Source organism: Streptomyces sp. NPDC092952, from assembly GCF_044754785.1.
Classification (GTDB): domain Bacteria; phylum Actinomycetota; class Actinomycetes; order Streptomycetales; family Streptomycetaceae; genus Streptomyces.
In genome coordinates, this window is sequence record NZ_JBIVPT010000005.1 from 374,847 (window position 1) to 393,283 (window position 18,437).

The window sequence follows — 18,437 nt, forward strand, 5'->3', positions numbered from 1 at the left end:
CCAATAGCACCAAAACCACCCCCACACCCCCCACACCCCCCACCATCCCCCTTTCGGGTTCAGAATCCTCGGCTCCACGCCCGCGCACCGACAAAACCCGGGCAAGCTGACACGTCGTCCCATGCCCCCACACACCCGAAGGACCCCCACACCCATGCCCACGCAGCCCCCACCCCTCGCCGGAACCACCACCGGACCCACAGCGCTGCGCCCCCTCCTCGACACCGTCCTCACCGCCCTCCACGACGGAGCCCGCCGACGCGACGGCCCCCTCCCCGCCGGCGGCCCCGACACCGTCACCCCCCGCACCCGCACCGCCACCCACCCCCTCCTCCCCGAACACGGCACCGGCCCCCACCACGCCCTCCGCACCCTCATCACCGCCCTCACCGAAGGCGCCGCCGACCCCGCCGAACCCCTCTGCACCGCCCACCTCCACACCCCACCCCTCGCCCTCGCCGCCGCCGCCGACCTCGCCGCCTCCGCCCTCAACCCCTCCATGGACTCCTGGGACCAGGCCCCCGCCGCCTCCACCCTCGAAGCCGACACCACCGCCACCCTCGCCGCCCAGATCTACCCCCACCAACCCGACCCCGACGCCCTCATCACCACCGGCGGCACCGAAGCCAACCAACTCGCCCTCCTCCTCGCCCGCGAACGCAACGGCCCCATCCAGACCATCTGCGCCGCCAACGCCCACCACAGCATCACCCGCGCCGCCTGGCTCCTCGGCCTCCCCACCCCCACCGTCCTCCCCGCCCCCCACGGCGTCATGGACCTCACCGCACTCGACAAAGCCCTCACCACACTCCAACCACCCCTCCTCGTCACCGCCACCGCCGGCACCACCGACACCGGCCACATCGACCCCCTCACCGACATCGCCGACCTCTGCGCCACCCACGGCGCCGAACTCCACATCGACGCCGCCTACGGCGGCCCCCTCCTCTTCAGCCCCACCCACCGAAACAAACTCCACGGTCTCGACCGCGCCCACAGCGTCACCCTCGACCTCCACAAACTCGGCTGGCAACCCGCCCCCGCCGGCATCCTCGCCGTCCCCCACCGCCACCACCTCCACCCCCTCCACCACCAAGCGCCCTACCTCAACGCCCACGACGACACCGAAGCCGGCCTCCCCGACCTCCTCGGCCGCTCCCTCCGCACCACCCGCCGCCCCGACGCCCTCAAAATCGCCGTCACCCTCCAGGCACTCGGCCGCACCGGACTCGCCGACCTCGTCGACCGCACCCTCGCCACCGCCCACCACCTCGCCGACCTCATCACCAAAACCCCCGGCCTCGACCTCCACGACCGCCCCACCATCAGCACCGTCCTCTTCCGCCCCACCGGCGCCGACGACCACACCGTCGCCACCATCCGCCGCACCCTCCTCAACCGCGGCCACGCCGTCCTCGGCCGCGCCCACGCCGACCACCGCCTCTGGCTCAAAGCCACCCTCCTCAACCCCCACACCACCCCCGACCACCTCCGCACCCTCCTCGACCTGGTGCACCGACTCGCCCACGAAACCCCGGAAGGCAACACCCCCCGATGACCGACCACCCCACCCCCGACACCGACCAGCCACACGACCTCGTCGGCATCGGCATCGGCCCCTTCAACCTCTCCCTCGCCGCCCTCGCCCACGGCGTACCCGACCACCCCCTCGACACCGCCTTCTACGAACAACGCCCCGCCTTCCACTGGCACCCCGGCCTCCTCATCGACGGAGCCAGCCTCCAAGTCCCCTTCCTCGCCGACCTCGTCACCCTCGCCGACCCCGCCAGCCCCTGGACCTTCCTCAACTACCTCCGCACCCGCGACCGCCTCTTCCCCTTCTACTTCGCCGAACGCTTCCACATCCAACGCGCCGAATACGACGCCTACTGCCGCTGGGTCACCGGCCAACTCCCCGGCCTCCACTTCAGCCACCAGGTCGACGCCGTCCGCTGGAACCACCGCCGCGCCCTCTTCGAAATCGACTTCACCCAACTCGACCACGACGGCGAAGCCCAGGCCCTCGGCCGCACCCACGCCCGCCACATCGCCCTCGGCGTCGGCACCGAACCCCACATCCCCCCACCCCTCCAACCCCTCACCGAAGCCGACGACATCCCCGTCATCCACTCCGCCGACTACCTCCACCACCGCCAGGAACTCCTCGACGCCCACCACATCACCGTCATCGGCTCCGGCCAGTCCGGCGCCGAAATCTTCCTCGACCTCCTCCGCGCCCGCCCCGCCGGCCGCGAAAACCTCCACTGGCTCGCCCGCACCCAGGCCTTCGCCCCCATGGAGTACTCCAAACTCGGCCTCGAACACTTCACCCCCGACTACAGCCGCTACTTCCACGCCCTCCCCGAAACCGTCCGCGACGAACTCGTCCCCCACCAATGGCAACTCCACAAAGGCATCGACGCCGACACCATCGCCGCCATCCACGACGAGCTCTACCGCCGCACCCTCCACGGCGGCTGGCCCGACACCACCCTCACCCCCGGCGTCCACGTCCGCACCGCCACCCGCGTCGCCCGCACCCGCATCGAACTCCACCTCGAACACACCCAGCAGAACACCCACACCCGACTCACCACCGACGCCGTCGTCCTCGCCACCGGCTACCGCGAACGCTCCCTCGACCGCGTCCTCGGCTCCCTCGACCCCCACCTGAACCGCGACACCTCCGGACGCCCCCGCATCGACGACCGCTTCCGCCTCGACCTCGACCCCACCGTCACCGGAAACGTCTACGTCCAGAACGCCGAACGCCACACCCACGGCGTCGGCGCCCCCGACCTCGGACTCGCCGCCTGGCGCAGCGCCACCATCCTCAACGACCTCACCGGCACCACCCCCTACCCCCTCCCCGAACGCACCGCCTTCACCACCTTCGGCCTCACCCCCCAAGCCCCCCACACCCCCACCCACGACCCCGGCCTCATCCCCCTCGCCCACAACAACTGACCCCCCCACACACACAAAAGGCGGCCGCCCCCTCCCCAAGGAGAAGACGGCCGCCCACCGGAAACCGCTAGAACACCGGCACACCCTCACGCGTCAGCCGCCAGTCCACCGAAGCGAACTCCGCACTGTCCACCGAACCCTTCGCCTGCACCCAGGCGATGATCGTGTTCCGGATCTCCTCCGAGTTCGCCCACACCTGCTTGGCACCCGCCACATGCGGGAAATTACCCCCACCACTGGCCCGGTAATTGTTCACCGCCAGCACGAACCGCGCCGCCGGATCCACCGGCTTCCCCTCGAACGCCAGACCCACGATCCGCGAACCACTCGGCTTCGCGATATCGATCTCGTACGTCAGACCCGACACCGCGTCATAGTTGTAATCCGGAGTGTTCTCCGCATTCGTCAGCTTCGACGTGTCCACCGGAACACCCGCCGCCGTCTGCACGTAGTACCGCGCCGAGAACTCCAGATAATCCCGCAGCTGAGCACCGGTCATCAACCGCGCCTCAAGCGTGTTCTCGAAGGGATACAGCCCCGCCGCATCCTTGATCGTCACATTCCCGGCCGGAATCCGCGCCGTACGCGAGAAACAGGACGCCTGCGAGAGCACCGGCAGCGCCGCGTACTCGCCACCCGCCAACGCCGCCTTCACCGTCTCCGCCTGCACGACATTGATCAGATCGATGATCGGCTCGTCCTTCCAGGCCGCCTCCGCCGTACTCATCGCCGCCGTCGACGTACCGATCACCTGATTGACGTACGCCACCACCTTCTTGTGCTCGTCCGCCAACAGCCGGGTGATCCTCGAATCCTCCGCCACCGTGTTCGAGTTCAGCACCCGCGAACCCGCCTTCTCGACCACCCAGCGGCCCTTCTCCCACACCAGATCGAAGTCGAAGAGAGTCAGCCGCTGCCCCCACTTCAACGGCTCCGACAGCACGACCTTCTTACCGGTCTCCTTGTTCTCCACGAAGTACTCGGGAATCTCCAGATGCGCGTGACCCACCAGAATCGCATCGATCCCCGGCACTTGCTCCGCCACCAACGCCGCCGCGTTCTCCACGTACGGCACCTGATCCCCGTACGAAGACGTACCACTCGTACCCGAATGCGCCGAAACGATCACCACATCCGCACCCATCGAACGCAGCCGCGGCACATACTTCGCCGCCTGCTCCTCCAGCCCCGGGAACACCATCTTCCCGCCGACATTCGCCTTGTCCCAGATCGCGATCCCCGGATTGGTCAGCCCCAGGATCCCGACCCGCACATCCCGCCCCTGCGGCGTCCGCAGCTTCTTGATCACGTACGGGGCGAACGCCGGCCGCAACGACTTCGCGTCCAACGCATTCGCACCCAGCAGCGGAAAGTCGCACTGCTCCTCGAACTTCCGCAGCACCGGAATACCGTAATTGAACTCATGGTTCCCGAGCGCCGCCGCGTCGTACCCGATCACGTTCATCGCCTGCGCCATCGGATGCACCGGACCACGCTTCGCCGTGATCGGATCGATCTTGGCGTAGTAGTACGAGAGCTGGGTGCCCTGGATCGTGTCACCCGCATCGATCATCAACGTGTTCCGGCGACCCTTCTCCCGGCGGATCTGCTCCACCAGCGTCGAGATCTTCGCCAGACCCACGTCATTGTGGTCCTTGTCGTCGAACTCCTTGTCCGTGAAGTAGTCCCAGTTGAAGACGTTCCCGTGCAGGTCCGTCGTGCCCATCACGGTGAACGAGTACCGCTTCTGCGGACGCCCGTGACCGTGGCCCCCGCCGGGGCCCTCGGCCGCGGCAGGCACCGCGGAACCCCCCGCCATCGCCACACCCGCACCGGCGGCCGCCGATGTGCCCAGGAACGTCCTACGGTTCAGCGGCATCTCTACTCCCACATCTCAGCTCTCACGCGCTTCAGTTCCCACGCGTTCCGTTCGCGCCCGCGCGGCTCCGGCACCACACGGCCGACCGCGCACAACGCGCGTAGATAATGTCGCAGGAGCCCCACCCCGCAACACCCCTGACGGGTTTCGATCTGATGACCAGCCGCTGTCCGACCCGGATGCCACAGTGGAACCATGACCCAGACACCCCCACCCCACGGCACCCCCGAACACCCCCGCGTCGCCGTCCGCGGCGACGCCCGCCTCGAAACCGACCCCGAAACCGCCCGCATCACCATCACCGTCACCGCCCGCGGCAAGGACCGCCGCCACACCCTCGACGACCTCACCCGCCGCAACCACCACGTACTCGAACTCGCCCGGTCCTACGGACAGGCCGTGGAAAAACTCGAAACCGGCGCATTCTCCCTCACCCCCGAACTCACCCAACCCGGCCGAAACGAAAAAATCCGCGCCTACCACGGCAGCGTCCGCATCACCGCCGTCCTCAACGACTTCACCGCACTCGGCGAATTCACCACCCGAATCGCCGACCTCGAAATGACCCGCGTCAACGGCCCCTGGTGGGGACTGCGCCCCGACTCCCCGGCCCACGCCGAAGCCCGCCGCCTCGCCGTCCACAGCGCCGTCCAACGCGCCCGCGAGTACGCCGGAGCCCTCGACGCCCACCTCGTCGCCCTCGTCGAACTCGCCGACCTCGGCGCGGAGAACACCGCACCACCCGCGCCCCTCGCCCCCGGCGCCCCACGCGGCCGCGCCGCCTTCGGAGGAGCCCCGGCCGAGCCCGCCCCCGCCCTCGACCTCGAACCCCAGCGCCAGACCGTCTACGCCCAGGTCAATGCCCGCTTCATCATGTCACCGCCAAAACTCTGACGAGTTTCCGCGAAAATGCTCATCCGAGCACCCCGGTGCACAATTCAGCACTTGTCAATAACCCTTCATCCAAAGGTCGTTGAGCAGTCACGGGACGCCAATCAACTACCCGTAGGTAAGGTCTAGGGTCGAAGCATGCGCCGAGCGAAAATTGTTTGCACCCTGGGCCCCGCCGTCGACACGTACGACCGAATCAAGGCACTCATCGAAGCGGGCATGGACATCGCCCGCCTCAACCTCAGCCACGGCACCTACGCGGAACACGAAGAGCGATACCGCCGCGTACGCAAAGCCTCCGGCGAACTCGGACGCAGCATCGGCATCCTCGCCGACCTCCAGGGACCGAAGATCCGCCTCGGCTGCTTCGGCGAAGGCCCCGTACTCCTCGAACGCGGCGACACCTTCACCATCACCGTCGAACCCGTCGAAGGCGACCGCCACATCTGCGGCACCACCTACGACGGCCTCGCCACCGACGTCACCCCCGGCGAACGCATCCTCGTCGACGACGGACGCGTCACCCTCGAAGTCACCGGGATCGACGGCCCCCGGGTCCGCACCACCGTCATCGAAGGCGGCATGATCTCCGACCACAAGGGCCTCAACCTCCCCGGCGTCGCCGTCTCCGTCCCCGCACTCTCTGAGAAGGACATCGAAGACCTCCGCTGGGCCCTGCGCACCGGCGCCGACGTCATCGCCCTCTCCTTCGTACGCAGCGGACGCGACATCGAGGACGTCCACCGCATCATGGACGAGGAAGGCCGCCGCCTCCCCGTCATCGCCAAGATCGAGAAGCCCCAGGCCGTCGAGAACATCGACGGCATCGTCGCCGCCTTCGACGGCATCATGGTCGCCCGCGGCGACCTCGGCGTCGAAATGCCCCTGGAACAGGTGCCGATCGTCCAGAAGCGCGCGATCAAACTCGCCAAGCGCAACGCCAAGCCGGTCATCGTCGCCACCCAGATGCTCGACTCGATGATCGACAACTCCCGCCCCACCCGCGCCGAGGCCTCCGACGTCGCCAACGCGGTCATCGACGGCACGGACGCGGTGATGCTCTCCGGCGAGACCAGCGTCGGCAAGCACCCCGTGGAGACGGTCCGCACCATGTCCCGCATCGTGGAGGCCGCCGAGGAGGACATCCTCGCCAAGGGCCTCCCGCCCCTCACCGACCGCAACAAGCCCCGCACCCAGGGCGGCGCGGTGGCCCGCGCGGCAGCCGAGATGGGCGACTTCCTCGGCGCGAAGTTCCTGGTCGCCTTCACACAGAGCGGCGACACCGTCCGCAGGCTCTCCCGCTACCGCTCGCCCATCCCGCTCCTGGCCTTCACCCCGGACCCGGCCACCCGCGCCCAGCTGAACCTGACTTGGGGCGTCGAGACCTTCCTCGGCCCCGAGGTGGACTCGACGGACGCCATGGTCGCCCAGGTCGACGAGGAACTCCTCAAGATCGGCCGCTGCCGCAAGGGCGACACCGTGGTCATCACGGCCGGCTCCCCGCCGGGCGTCCCGGGCTCGACGAACCTGGTCCGGGTACACCACATCGGCGAGGACGACAGCCCGAAGTAGGGACGGTCGTCAGTACTTCGGCCCGACATGGGCGTCCATCAACGCGACGGACGCCCGTCGGGCGACGGAGATGTTGAACGGGTCGCTGCCGCGCGCCAGGGTCGTCCACTCGACATGGACATTATCGAGGGTGTCGCAGAGAAGCTTGCGGATGTCGTCGGACTTGTTGGCGAAGAAGTAGCGCGGATACTCGTAGCGTTTCCGCTCCCCGCCGACAAGGCGCGTGGTCCAGTTGGTGATGCGACATCCGTCGGAGTGGATGAGGCCACGGATGAACTTCCAGGGGTGCGCGTCCACGATTTCCAGTTGCCAGGGTTCGAGGACGATCCGCCGCTGGTGCTTCTTGCCCGGCCCATGCTGGGGGAAGAGGCATCGGAGATACTTCGAGTACATCTTCACCTCATGGCACCCTTTCCTGCGGACTCTGCAAACGGAGTTCTGCGGGAAGACGGCACGCATGGCGTTCTCGCACAGTTCCATCAGGCCGGGCCAGGAATCTGTACAGGTGATGGAAAGGCTGGGTACGTGCATTGCCCGGTTCTGGATGATGTGTCCGTCGCCGAGGTAGAGGCCCAGAAGATAGGCGTACGCCGCCTGATCCAGCTCTCCTTCGCACCGGGGGCAGAACGGACGATGGGCTCCTGGGCACTCGCCGCGTTTGGCGCGGTCCATGTGCTTCCAATAGCTGATCGTGCCGGCGGGGACGTTCAGTCTCCGTGCCACGTCCGCATTCCTTGCGCCGTCACGAAGGAGCGTGAGCGCCCTCTGCCGTAACTCGGGGCCGTGAAAGTTCATGTGAACACCATGAGTGACCACTCGCCACCACGTGTAGCAGAAAGCGGATGTTCACGAGAACGTGAACATCCGCTTCGAGGTGTGCCGGGTGCGGGAGTCGAACCCGCACGTCCTTTCGGACAGATGTGTTTGAGACATCAGCGTCTGCCATTCCGCCAACCCGGCTGGCCAACCCGGTCGGAGTCTACCGGTTCTCCGCGGCTTCCCGCAGCTAGGTAGGCTTCGGGAGCAGCAGCATCTGCCCGGCCCGTAACGAGGAGCTTCCGTGACCGCCCCCGAGTCGCCCCAGCCCGTCGCCGACGACGATCAGTCGCACGTTCCGCCGACGACGACCCGCGTCGTCATCGCCGAGGACGAGGCGCTGATCCGGCTCGACCTCAAGGAGATGCTGGAGGAAGAGGGGTACACGGTCGTCGGTGAGGCCGGGGACGGGCAGCAGGCCGTCGAGCTGGCCCGGGAGCACCGGCCGGACCTGGTGATCCTCGATGTGAAGATGCCGGTGCTCGACGGGATCTCCGCCGCCGAGAAGATCGCCGAGGAGTCGATCGCGCCGGTCCTGATGCTGACCGCGTTCTCGCAGCGGGATCTGGTGGAGCGGGCCCGGGATGCCGGGGCGATGGCGTATCTGGTGAAGCCGTTCAGCAAGAGCGACGTGGTGCCGGCCATCGAGATGGCGGTGTCGCGGTTCGCGGAGCTGAAGGCGCTGGAGAGCGAGGTCGCGGATCTGGCGCAGCGGCTGGAGACGCGGAAGCTGGTGGATCGGGCGAAGAGCATTCTGCAGACGGATTACGGGTTGTCGGAGCCGGCTGCGTTCCGGTGGATCCAGAAGACGTCGATGGATCGTCGGCTTTCGATGCAGCAGCTTGCCGAGGCGTTGATCGCGGATGCCGAGGAGAAGAAGAAGGCTGCGGAGTAGGTCGTTCGCGCGTGGTATGGAGAAGGCCCGCGTCCCGGTTGTCCGGGGCGCGGGCCTTCTCCGTTGGTGTCAGTCCTCGCCGAGGTAGGCCTTGCGGACGGATTCGTCGTGGAGGAGGTCTGCTCCGGTGCCGGAGAGGACGATCTTGCCGACTTCCATGACGTGGCCCTGGTCGGCGAGGGAGAGCGCGGCTTGGGCGTTCTGTTCGACGAGCAGGATGGTGGTGCCCTGGGCCTTGAGTTCGACGATGGTTTCCATGATCTTCTGCATCATGATGGGGGAGAGGCCCATGGAGGGTTCGTCGAGCATCAGGAGTTTGGGCTGGCACATGAGGGCCCGGCCCATGGCGAGCATCTGCTGTTCGCCGCCGGAGAGGGTTCCGGCGGCCTGTTTGCGGCGTTCCCCGAGGATGGGGAAGAGGTCGTAGGCGCGCTGGATGTCCTTTTCGATGCCTGCCTTGTCGTTGCGGAGGTAGGCGCCGAGCTGGAGGTTCTCGGTGATGGTCAGGCGGGGGAAGATGTGGCGGCCCTCGGGGGAGTGGGCCAGGCCCAGGGCGACGACCTTGTGGGCGGGGACGTCGTTGAGGGGTTTGCCGTCGAAGGTGATGCGGCCGCCGGCCGGTTTGAGGAGGCCGGAGAGGGTGCGCAGGGTGGTGGTCTTGCCGGCGCCGTTGGTGCCGATGAGGGTGACGATCTGGCCGGCTTCGACGGTGAAGGAGATGCCCTTGACGGCTTCGATCTTGCCGTAGGCGACGCGGAGGTCCTCGACCTCTAGCAGTGCGGTCATCGGGTGTCCTCCTCCTCTGTGCTGGTGCTGGTGGTTTTTGCGGCGTCGGCTTCGGCGTGGGCTTCGGCGGCCTGGACCTCGGCGGCTTCTTCGGCGCCGGGGGCGCCTTCGAAGGGGGTTCCGAGGTAGGCGGCGACGACGCGTTCGTCGCTCTGGACGACGTCGGCGGTGCCTTCGACGAGTTTTTCGCCCTGGACGAGTACGGCGACGCGGTCGCAGAGGTTGAAGATGAACCGCATGTCGTGCTCGATGACGAGTACGGCGATGCCCTTGTCGCGGATGGCGAAGATGAGCTCTTCGGTGACGCGGGTCTCCTGCGGGTTCATTCCGGCGGTGGGCTCGTCGAGGAGGAGGAGTCCTGGGTCGCTGGCGAGGGCGCGGGCGATCTCCAGTTTGCGCTGGTCTCCGTAGGGGAGGTTGCGCGCGAGGTGGTCGGCCTTGTCCTGGAGGCCGATGAATTCCAGGAGTTCCATGGCGCGTTCGCGGCTGGCCTGTTCGGCGCGGGTGAAGCCGGGGAGGCGGAGGAGGGCGGACCAGAGGCCTTCCTTGGTCCTGGTGTGGCGTCCGACGAGGACGTTTTCCAGGACGGTCATGTTGGCGAAGAGCCGGATGTTCTGGAAGGTGCGGGCGATGCCTGCCTGGGTGACGAGGTGGGGCTTGGGCGGCAGGACGGTGCCCTTGTAGCTGACCTTGCCCTCGGTGGGGACGTAGAGGCCGGTGAGGCAGTTGAAGAAGGTGGTCTTGCCGGCGCCGTTGGGGCCGATGAGGCCGACGATCTCGCCTGTGTTGACGGTGAAGTCGACGCCGCGTACGGCGGTGAGGCCGCCGAAGCGCATGGTGACGCCGTTGGCTTCGAGGACGGGTGTGGTGGTGGTCATGGTGGTCACGCCCCCGCCTTGGCGATGCCGGCGCCGGTTTCTTCGGACTGCCGTGGTTCGGGTACGTCGGGCTGGTCGTTCTCGTGGAATTCGAGTTGCTTGCGGCGGTCGGCGACCAGTCCTTCGGGGCGCAGCCGCATCAGGAGGATGAGTGCGATGCCGAAGAGGAAGAGCTGGTAGTCCTGCATGAACTGGAGCTTGGCCGGGATGAGGTAGAGGAGTGCGGCGCCGACGAGGGGTCCGCTGAGGGTGCCCATGCCGCCGAGGATGACGGCGGCGAGGAGGAAGGCGGAGTTGGGGGGTACGGAGCCGGCGAACTGGTACTGCTCGGGTGTCACGGTGTAGTTGACGTGGGCCTGGACGGTTCCGGCGAGTCCGGCGAGGGTGGCGCCGAGGGCGAAGGCGAGCAGCTTGAGCCGGAAGGCGTTGATGCCCATGGCGGTGGCGGCGGTTTCGTCTTCGCGGATGGCGACCCAGGCGCGGCCGATGCGGGATTCTCCGGAGCGGCGGAAGACCAGGACGACGACGGCGGTGAAGACGAGCATCAGCAGGTAGTAGTTGGCGGACCTGCCGAGGTCGAAGCCGAGGATGTTGTGCTTGAGGCCGAAGTCGAAGCCGAAGAAGTTGAGGTCGGGGATGCTGGGGATGCCTTGGGAGCCGTTGGTGAGGTCGGGTCCGCTGTTGCCGTTGAGGTTGTTGACGGTGAGGCGGAAGATCTCTCCGAAGCCGAGGGTGACGATGGCGAGGTAGTCGCCGCGTAGTCGGAGGGTGGGTGCGCCGATGAGTACGCCGAAGATGAGTGAGGCTCCGGCGCCGGTGAGGACGGCGGCCCAGAAGGGGAATTCGACGCCGATGGCCGACATGGTGGAGCCGGAGACCAGGGCGGCGGCGTAGGCGCCGACGCCGAGGAAGGCGACGTATCCGAGGTCGAGGAGGCCGGCGAGGCCGACGACGACGTTGAGGCCGAGTGCGACGGTGCCGAAGATGAGGATGTTGGCGCCGATGAGCGCGTATTCCTCTTTCTGCTGGGTGAAGGGGAAGCAGACGGCGGCGACGAGGGCTGCGGCGAGGGTGATGTTGCGGTGCTTCGCGGTCAGCGCGGTGATGCGGGAGACGAGTCCGGCGCGGTGGAGTGCGGTGAAGGCGAAGGCGACGGTGATGAGGAAGCCGATGAAGAGTTCGGTGTAGTCGGTGTCGATGCCGTAGGCGAAGACGTAGAGGCCGATGCCGAACGCGGCGACGATGATGAGGATCTCGGCCCAGGAGGGGAGGGCTTTGGCCCGGGGTGCCTGGGGGGCGCGGAGGCTTTCGCGGAAGCGCTGCCAGGGGCTTGTTGTGTCGGCCGGTTGGTCGCCGGGGAGGCCGAGGGCGGCGATGACGGCGATCAGTGAGCCGATGCCGCTGACCCAGGCGCCGGGTTCGAGGTTGACGGCGCCGCCGAGTTCGTAGGAGATGGCGCCGATCGCGTAGCCGGTGGTGCCGAGGGTGCCGAGGGCGAGGAGGCGTACGGGGCTGTTGGTGCCGCCGGGGGTGAGCCAGTTCAGGCCGCGGATGCCGTATCCGGAGAGTGCGAGGAGCAGGGTGAGTGCGGCGCTGATGAGGGTGAGGACCTGGAGGCCGCCGGGGTAGCCGGTGACGGTGAGGTCGCCGGGGAATTCGCTGGTCCAGGTCCAGGCGAGGAAGGTGCCGGCGAGGGCGGCGGCGGCGCCGACGAGGGTGCCGATGCGGGCCGCGGGGGCGGGGATCGGCAGGAAGGGGGCGGGTGCGGTGGTGTGGTTGGTGGTCATCCGTATCACGCCCGATCCGCGACGCGTTCGCCGAGCAGGCCCTGGGGGCGCAGGAGCAGGACGATGATGAGGAGGACGAAGGCCCATACGTCCTTCCAGCCGCCGCCGCCGAAGAGTTCCATGCCGGGTACGTCGCTCATGTAGCCGGTGGCGAGGGATTCGGCGATGCCGAGGACGACGCCGCCGAGCATGGCGCCGTAGATGTTGCCGATGCCGCCGAGGACGGCTGCGGTGAAGGCCTTGAGGCCCATGATGAAGCCCATTTTGAAGCCGACCTGGCCGTTCTTGAGCCCGTAGGCGACGGCGGCGACGGCGGCGAACGCGGCACCGATGGCGAAGGCCATGACGATGATGCGGTCGGTGTTGATGCCCATGAGCTTGGCGGTGTCGGGGTCCTGGCTGGTGGCCTGCATGCCGCGGCCGGTGCGGGTCTTGGAGACGAAGAGTCCGAGGGCGAGCATGCAGACGGGGGCGGTGATGAGGACGAAGAGGTCGCCGCGCTGGATGTGGGTGCCGAAGATGTCGAGGGCTTCGCCCTTGAACTGGGGGAAGGGGTGGTCCTTCTTGGCGTCGGGGTACCACTTCCAGATGGCCTGCTGGAGTGCGAGGGAGAGTCCGATCGCGGTGATGAGCGGGGCGAGTCGGGGTGCGTTGCGCAGGGGCCGGTAGGCGAAGCGCTCGGCGGCGGTGCTGACGGCGACGGAGCATATGACGCCGCCGATGATCATGAGGGGGATGATTGCGAGGAGGGAGACACCGGCCGGCATCCAGAGGTACACGGTGAGAGCTCCGAAGCCTCCGATCATGAAGATCTCGCCGTGGGCGAAGTTGATGAGCTGGATGATTCCGTAGACCATCGTGTAGCCGATCGCGATGAGTCCGTACATCGCGCCGAGGATGAGTCCATTGGCCAGCTGTTGCGGCAGTTCGTGCACCGCAGGGCCTCCGTGGAGTGGTTCGGATATGGCACCGCGCGGGAGGCTGGTAGCGCTCCCGCGCGGTCTGGTGTGGGTGTCAGGCGTGGGCCCGGGAGCGGGTTACGGCTTGTAGGCCTCGCTGAGCTTGGAGGTCCACTTGCCGCCGTCGACCTGGTAGGCGGTCATCATCGTGTTGGTGGTGTCGCCGAACTCGTCGAAGGAGACGGGGCCGGTGACGCCGTCGAACTTGACCTTGGCCATGGCGGCGAGGACCTTGGTGCGGGTGTCGTCGCCGGTGGGGAGCTTGCCGCCGTTGTCGGCGACGGCGATCTTGACGGCTTCGATGATGGACCAGGTGGCGTCGTAGGTGCCGCCGCCGTAGGCCTCGTAGGCGTCCTTGTATCCGCCGGCGTTGTAGTCGGCGATGAACTTCTTGGCCGAGTCGAGTTCCTCGACGGGCTTGCCGACGGAGGTGGCGATGTCGCCCTGGGCCTTCTTGTTGAGCTTGATGAAGTCGGCGCTGTACATGCCGTCGCCGCCCATGAGGGGGATCTGGACGCTGTCCTTGAGCTGCTGGCTCAGGGGCGCGCCGGCGGGGTATTCGCCGCCGTAGTAGACGGCCTTGGCGCCGGACTTCTTGACCTTGGTGACGACGGCGTTGAAGTCGCGGTCGTCGGGGTTGACGTGGTCGCTGCCGACGATCTTGCCGCCGAGGGTGGTGAAGGTGTTCTTGAAGGAGGCGGCGAGGCCGGCGCCGTAGGGCTTCTGGTCGTCGATGAGGTAGACCTGCTTGATCTTCGCGTCGTTGAAGAGGTACTTCGCGGCGAAGGCGCCCTGGATCTGGTCCGTGGTGGCGGTGCGGAAGTAGGTCTTGAAGGGGCGCTTCTTGTCGCCGGTCTTCCAGTTCTCGCCCTGGGTCAGTTCGGTGCCGGTGTTGGCGGGGGAGACCTGGGTGAGGCTGGCGTCGTTGAGCGGCTTCTGCATCGACTGGGAGACGCCGGAGTTCAGGGGGCCGACCACGCCGACGACCTTGTCGTCGTCGATGAACTTCTGGGCGTTCTGCTGGCCGACGGAGGGCTGTGCCTGGTCGTCGAGGGCCTTGAGCTCGAACTTGATGCCCGGGACGGTGTTTTCCTTGTTGGCCGTCTTGACCGCGAGGTCGGCGGAGTTCTTGATGCCGAGGCCGAGGGCGGACAGGTCGCCGGTGATGGGGGCGTCGAGTCCGATGACGACGGTCTGGGTGTCGCCGCTGCCACTGCCGTTCTTGCTGTCGTCGCGCGACCCGCAGGCGGTGAGTGTGAGTGCTCCGGTGGTGAGCACTGCGGTGAGTATGAACAACGAACGGTGTCGCACGAAAGGTCCTTTCCCTGGCGCGGCCTCCTCTGCGTGAGGTGCCGTGACGTTCGCCGGGCCGTACTGGGTGGTACAGGGCCGTGCTTGCAGACGCGCCCGGCGGCGCGGTGACTGGCCGTGACTCTAGGCGCAGGTGCGTATGTCGGGGGTGGGTCCGCCGCAGGATGTGACTTTCTTGTTATGCCCTTGAGCAAGGCTTGAGGTGGCTGTGCGGACATGTACGTCTTTTTACCGGACGGTGAAGTGACCGCATTTTGAGAACGCGCAGCTCTGCTAAGGGGCTTGGGCCGATCATGGTGCTGTCGCCCGAGGTGGGGAGGGGTGCGGCGGGTGCGGGTGCGGCGGGGTGCCCGGTGGCTGCGGGGTCGGGTCGGGAGGGGTGCCGTGGGGGTGCGTGCGGACCCGATGTTGATTACTCAGCGTTACTTTTTGGCCGGTGCGGTGGACGCGGCGTGGTGTGCGCGTGCCGAGTTGGCCATACAACGTGGTTCCTGGTCAAGGGAGTTGATGCGTTCGATGGTCAACATCGTTGCGTGTACCGGCTGTTGTGGGTGGAAATGGCGCTGCCCGGCCGGATTGTGTTCCGGCCGGGCAGGGGTGCCGTGCGGCGTGGTGCGTTGTGTTGGGTTGTGGTGGGTCGTGTTCCCGGTCCGTCAGTCGGTGCCGGGGCGCGGGGCGTCGCGGAGCATGCAGGTGAGGCGGGCCGTGCAGACCCGCTTGCCCGCCTCGTCGGTGATGGCGATCTCGTACGTGGCGGTGGACCGGCCGCGGTGGACGGGGGTGGCGGTGCCGGTCACGAGCCCGCTGCGCACTCCGCGGTGGTGGGTGCAGTTCAGGTCGACGCCCACGGCGAGCCTGGACGCCCCGCCGTGGAGCATGGCGCCGACGGAGCCGAGGGTCTCGGCGAGTACGGCGGAGGCGCCGCCGTGGAGCAGTCCGTACGGCTGGGTGTTGCCCTCGACGGGCATGGTGCCGACGACCCGCTCCGCGGAGGCCTCGACGATGGTGACGCCCATGCGTTCGCCGAGGTGCCCGGCGGAGAAGAGCGCGGGCAGGTCGACGCCGAGGGCGGCGTACTCGTCGATGATCTCCTGGGGGAACCTGGGAGTGGTCTGCTCGCCCATGGGCCTGCTCCGATCGTCTGCGGTGGTTCACGACATCACTGCTGTGTGCGTCGTTCCTATCAGACGGCTGAGCGGACGCTTAGGGCGTGTCCGGTGGCGGGGGAGGCGTCCGTGCGGGCGGGCCTTCTCCCGGTCCTCCCGGCCGGTCTCAGGCGGTGCCGCCCGCCGGGGCCGCCGTGGTGTTCTCGAAGCGGACGACGACGGACTTGCTGGCCGGGGTGTTGCTGGTGTCGGCGGTGGAGTCCAGCGGGACCAGCACGTTGGTCTCCGGGTAGTAGGCGGCGGCGCAGCCCCGGGCGGTCGGGTAGTGCACCACGCGGAAGCCGGGGGCGCGGCGTTCCACGCCGTCCTTCCACTCGCCGACGAGGTCGGTGTGGGCGCCGTCGGGCAGGGAGAGGGCGCGGGCGTCGTCGGGGTTGACGAGGACGACGCGGCGGCCGTCCCGGATGCCCCGGTAGCGGTCGTCGAGGCCGTAGACGGTGGTGTTGTACTGGTCGTGGGAGCGCAGGGTCTGCAGCAGCAGCCTGCCCTCGGGCAGTTCGGGGTACTCGACGGGGGCGGCGGTGAAGTTGGCCCGGCCGGTGGCGGTGGGGAAGCGGCGCTCGTCGCGCGGGGCGTGCGGGAGGGTGAAGCCGCCGGGGTGCGCGACGCGGGCGTTGAAGTCCTCGAAGCCGGGGACGACGCGGGAGATGCGGTCGCGGATCGTGGCGTAGTCCCGTTCGAACTCCTCCCAGGGGGTGGCCGATCCGGGGCCGAGCACGGCGCGGGCGAGCCGGGCGACGATGGCGGGCTCGGAGAGCAGGTGGGGGCTGGCGGGCGGCAGGTTGCCGCGCGAGGCGTGGACCATGCTCATGGAGTCCTCGACGGTGACGAACTGCTTGCCGCCGGCCTGGACGTCCCGGTCGGTGCGGCCGAGCGTCGGGAGGATCAGCGCGCGGGTGCCGGTGACGGTGTGCGAGCGGTTGAGCTTGGTGGAGACGTGGACGGTGAGGCGGGCGCGGCGCATCGCTGCCTCCGTGACGGCCGTGTCGGGGGTGGCCGCGACGAAGTTGCCGCCCATGGCGAAGAAGACCTTCGCGTCGCCGTCGCGCAGGGCCCGGATGGAGCGGACGACGTCGTAGCCGTGGTGGCGCGGCGAGGTGATCCCGAATTCCTTGTCGAGGGCGTCGAGGAAGGCGGCGGAGGGGCGCTCGAAGATGCCCATGGTGCGGTCGCCCTGCACGTTGGAGTGGCCCCGGACGGGGCAGACTCCGGCGCCGGGGCGGCCGATGTTCCCCCGCAGCAGCAGGAAGTTGACCACTTCGCGGATGGTCGGCACGGAGTGCTTGTGCTGGGTGAGGCCCATGGCCCAGCAGACGATCGTGCGCTCGGAGGCGAGGACCATGGCCAGGGCCTGTTCGATCGTCTCGCGGTCGAGGCCGGTGGCGGTGAGCGTCTCGTCCCAGTCGGCGGCGCGGGCGGCGGCCGCGAACTCCTCGAAACCGTGGGTGTGCTCCCGTACGAAGGTCTCGTCGACGGCGCCCCCGGTCTCCAGGACCATTTTGTTCAGCAGGCGGAAGAGGGCCTGGTCGCCGCCGATCCGGATCTGGAGGAAGAGGTCGTTGAGGGCGGTGCCCCGGACCATGCCGAGCGGGGTCTGCGGGTTCTTGAAGCGCTCCATGCCGGCCTCGGGGAGCGGGTTCACCGAGATGATCCTCGCCCCGGCGGCCTTGGCCTTCTCCAGGGCGGAGAGCATCCGGGGGTGGTTCGTGCCGGGGTTCTGCCCGGCGACGATGATCAGGTCGGCCCGGTGGAGGTCCTCCAGGGAGACGCTGCCCTTGCCGACGCCGATGGTCTCCGTGAGCGCCGAGCCGGAGGACTCGTGGCACATGTTGGAGCAGTCGGGGAGGTTGTTCGTGCCGAATTCGCGGGCGAACAGCTGGAGGAGGAACGCGGCCTCGTTGCTGGTGCGCCCGGAGGTGTAGAAGAGGGCCTCGTCGGGGGAGGCCAGGGCGGTCAGCTCCTCGGCGATGATCGCGAAGGCGCGCTCCCAGCTCACCGCCTCGTACCGGTCGGCGCCCTCGGGGAGGTACATCGGGTGGGTGATCCGGCCCTGCTGGCCCAGCCAGTACCCGCTGCGCCCGGCGAGGTCGGGGACGGGGTGCGCGGCGAAGAACTCCGGGGTGACCCGGCGGAGCGTGGCCTCCTCGGCGACCGCCTTGGCACCGTTCTCGCAGAATTCCGCCGTGTGTCGTCGGTCGCCCTCGGGCCAGGCGCAGCCGGGGCAGTCGAAGCCGTCCTTCTGGTTGACCTTGAGCAGGGTCTGCGCGGTGCGCCGCAGGCCCATCTGCTGCTGGGCGATGCGCAGGCTGTGGGCGACGGCGGGCAGTCCGGCGGCGGCGTGCTGCGCCGGTCCGACCCGGGGCGCGTCCTGGACCGGGTCACCGGTGGGCGGCTTGGTGGCCATGGCGTGCTCCCCTTCGGGCCGACTGCGGGGCGGTGCGGTCCCTGCCGCGGCCGTCCGTGTTCCTCGTTCCTCCTACGATCCTGTCACGCGGCACCGACAGCGGCAGCGGCCCGGACGGGGCGGAAC

The 18,437-nt window shown here is 68.3% G+C and carries 14 protein-coding genes and 1 tRNA gene; 5 read left to right on the plus strand and 10 right to left on the minus strand.

Going from position 1 to position 18,437, the window contains the following annotated elements; genetic code table 11:
* Window positions 1-154 precede the first annotated feature (154 nt).
* Window positions 155-1,558 (plus strand): pyridoxal phosphate-dependent decarboxylase family protein, encoded by a 1,404-nt coding sequence (locus ACIQGQ_RS15695; RefSeq protein ID WP_402395589.1) that lies wholly within the window; start codon window positions 155-157, stop codon window positions 1,556-1,558.
* Window positions 1,555-2,967: a lysine N(6)-hydroxylase/L-ornithine N(5)-oxygenase family protein gene (locus ACIQGQ_RS15700; protein ID WP_402395592.1), complete on the plus strand. Its 1,413-nt coding sequence runs from the start codon at window positions 1,555-1,557 to the stop codon at window positions 2,965-2,967. Before ACIQGQ_RS15695 ends, ACIQGQ_RS15700 begins: the two co-directional genes overlap by 4 nt.
* Window positions 2,968-3,034: 67 nt before the next feature.
* Here the strand turns inward: ACIQGQ_RS15700 and ACIQGQ_RS15705 are convergent, their stop codons facing one another.
* Window positions 3,035-4,846, minus strand: a complete 1,812-nt coding sequence (locus ACIQGQ_RS15705) for a bifunctional metallophosphatase/5'-nucleotidase (protein ID WP_402395594.1) — start codon at window positions 4,844-4,846, stop codon at window positions 3,035-3,037.
* A 195-nt stretch (window positions 4,847-5,041) separates the two neighbouring features.
* Here ACIQGQ_RS15705 and ACIQGQ_RS15710 point away from each other — a divergent pair, with 195 nt between their 5' ends.
* Both ACIQGQ_RS15710 and pyk read left to right on the plus strand, forming a co-directional pair.
* Complete coding sequence (locus ACIQGQ_RS15710) at window positions 5,042-5,740, plus strand: SIMPL domain-containing protein (protein ID WP_402395597.1); 699 nt, start codon at window positions 5,042-5,044, stop codon at window positions 5,738-5,740.
* 135 nt (window positions 5,741-5,875) lie between these two features.
* Window positions 5,876-7,309, plus strand: coding sequence for a pyruvate kinase (gene pyk / locus ACIQGQ_RS15715; protein ID WP_402395599.1), 1,434 nt, complete (start codon window positions 5,876-5,878; stop codon window positions 7,307-7,309).
* A gap of 9 nt (window positions 7,310-7,318) precedes the next feature.
* On the opposite strand, the gene ACIQGQ_RS15720 is transcribed toward pyk, so the two are convergent.
* Together ACIQGQ_RS15720 and ACIQGQ_RS15725 are read right to left on the minus strand one after the other, a co-directional pair.
* The gene (locus tag ACIQGQ_RS15720) at window positions 7,319-8,104 is read right to left on the minus strand and encodes a helix-turn-helix domain-containing protein (protein WP_402395603.1); all 786 of its coding nucleotides are present in this window, start codon (window positions 8,102-8,104) and stop codon (window positions 7,319-7,321) included.
* An 82-nt stretch (window positions 8,105-8,186) separates the two neighbouring features.
* Window positions 8,187-8,269, minus strand: a tRNA-Leu gene (locus ACIQGQ_RS15725).
* 100 nt (window positions 8,270-8,369) lie between these two features.
* Here ACIQGQ_RS15725 and ACIQGQ_RS15730 point away from each other — a divergent pair.
* Window positions 8,370-9,020 (plus strand): response regulator, encoded by a 651-nt coding sequence (locus ACIQGQ_RS15730; RefSeq protein ID WP_352274972.1) that lies wholly within the window; start codon window positions 8,370-8,372, stop codon window positions 9,018-9,020.
* A gap of 69 nt (window positions 9,021-9,089) precedes the next feature.
* Here ACIQGQ_RS15730 and ACIQGQ_RS15735 read toward each other — a convergent pair whose 3' ends face one another.
* The 7 genes from ACIQGQ_RS15735 to ACIQGQ_RS15765 form a co-directional block, all read right to left on the minus strand.
* On the minus strand, window positions 9,090-9,806 hold the full coding sequence (locus ACIQGQ_RS15735; RefSeq protein WP_352274973.1) for an ABC transporter ATP-binding protein: 717 nt from the start codon (window positions 9,804-9,806) through the stop codon (window positions 9,090-9,092).
* Complete coding sequence (locus ACIQGQ_RS15740; RefSeq protein WP_402396034.1) at window positions 9,803-10,684, minus strand: ABC transporter ATP-binding protein; 882 nt, start codon at window positions 10,682-10,684, stop codon at window positions 9,803-9,805. Before ACIQGQ_RS15740 ends, ACIQGQ_RS15735 begins: the two co-directional genes overlap by 4 nt.
* 5 nt (window positions 10,685-10,689) lie before the next feature.
* Window positions 10,690-12,471: a branched-chain amino acid ABC transporter permease gene (locus tag ACIQGQ_RS15745; RefSeq protein WP_402395607.1), complete on the minus strand. Its 1,782-nt coding sequence runs from the start codon at window positions 12,469-12,471 to the stop codon at window positions 10,690-10,692.
* A 5-nt stretch (window positions 12,472-12,476) separates the two neighbouring features.
* On the minus strand, window positions 12,477-13,406 hold the full coding sequence (locus ACIQGQ_RS15750) for a branched-chain amino acid ABC transporter permease (protein WP_402395609.1): 930 nt from the start codon (window positions 13,404-13,406) through the stop codon (window positions 12,477-12,479).
* Between the two features lie 102 nt (window positions 13,407-13,508).
* Window positions 13,509-14,726 carry a branched-chain amino acid ABC transporter substrate-binding protein gene (locus tag ACIQGQ_RS15755; RefSeq protein WP_402396037.1) on the minus strand — a complete coding sequence of 406 codons (1,218 nt, stop codon included), beginning with the start codon at window positions 14,724-14,726 and terminating at the stop codon, window positions 13,509-13,511.
* A 668-nt stretch (window positions 14,727-15,394) separates the two neighbouring features.
* The gene (locus tag ACIQGQ_RS15760; protein ID WP_352274977.1) at window positions 15,395-15,865 is read right to left on the minus strand and encodes a hotdog fold thioesterase; all 471 of its coding nucleotides are present in this window, start codon (window positions 15,863-15,865) and stop codon (window positions 15,395-15,397) included.
* A 148-nt stretch (window positions 15,866-16,013) separates the two neighbouring features.
* Window positions 16,014-18,311 (minus strand): FdhF/YdeP family oxidoreductase, encoded by a 2,298-nt coding sequence (locus ACIQGQ_RS15765; protein ID WP_402395612.1) that lies wholly within the window; start codon window positions 18,309-18,311, stop codon window positions 16,014-16,016.
* Window positions 18,312-18,437 lie beyond the last annotated feature (126 nt).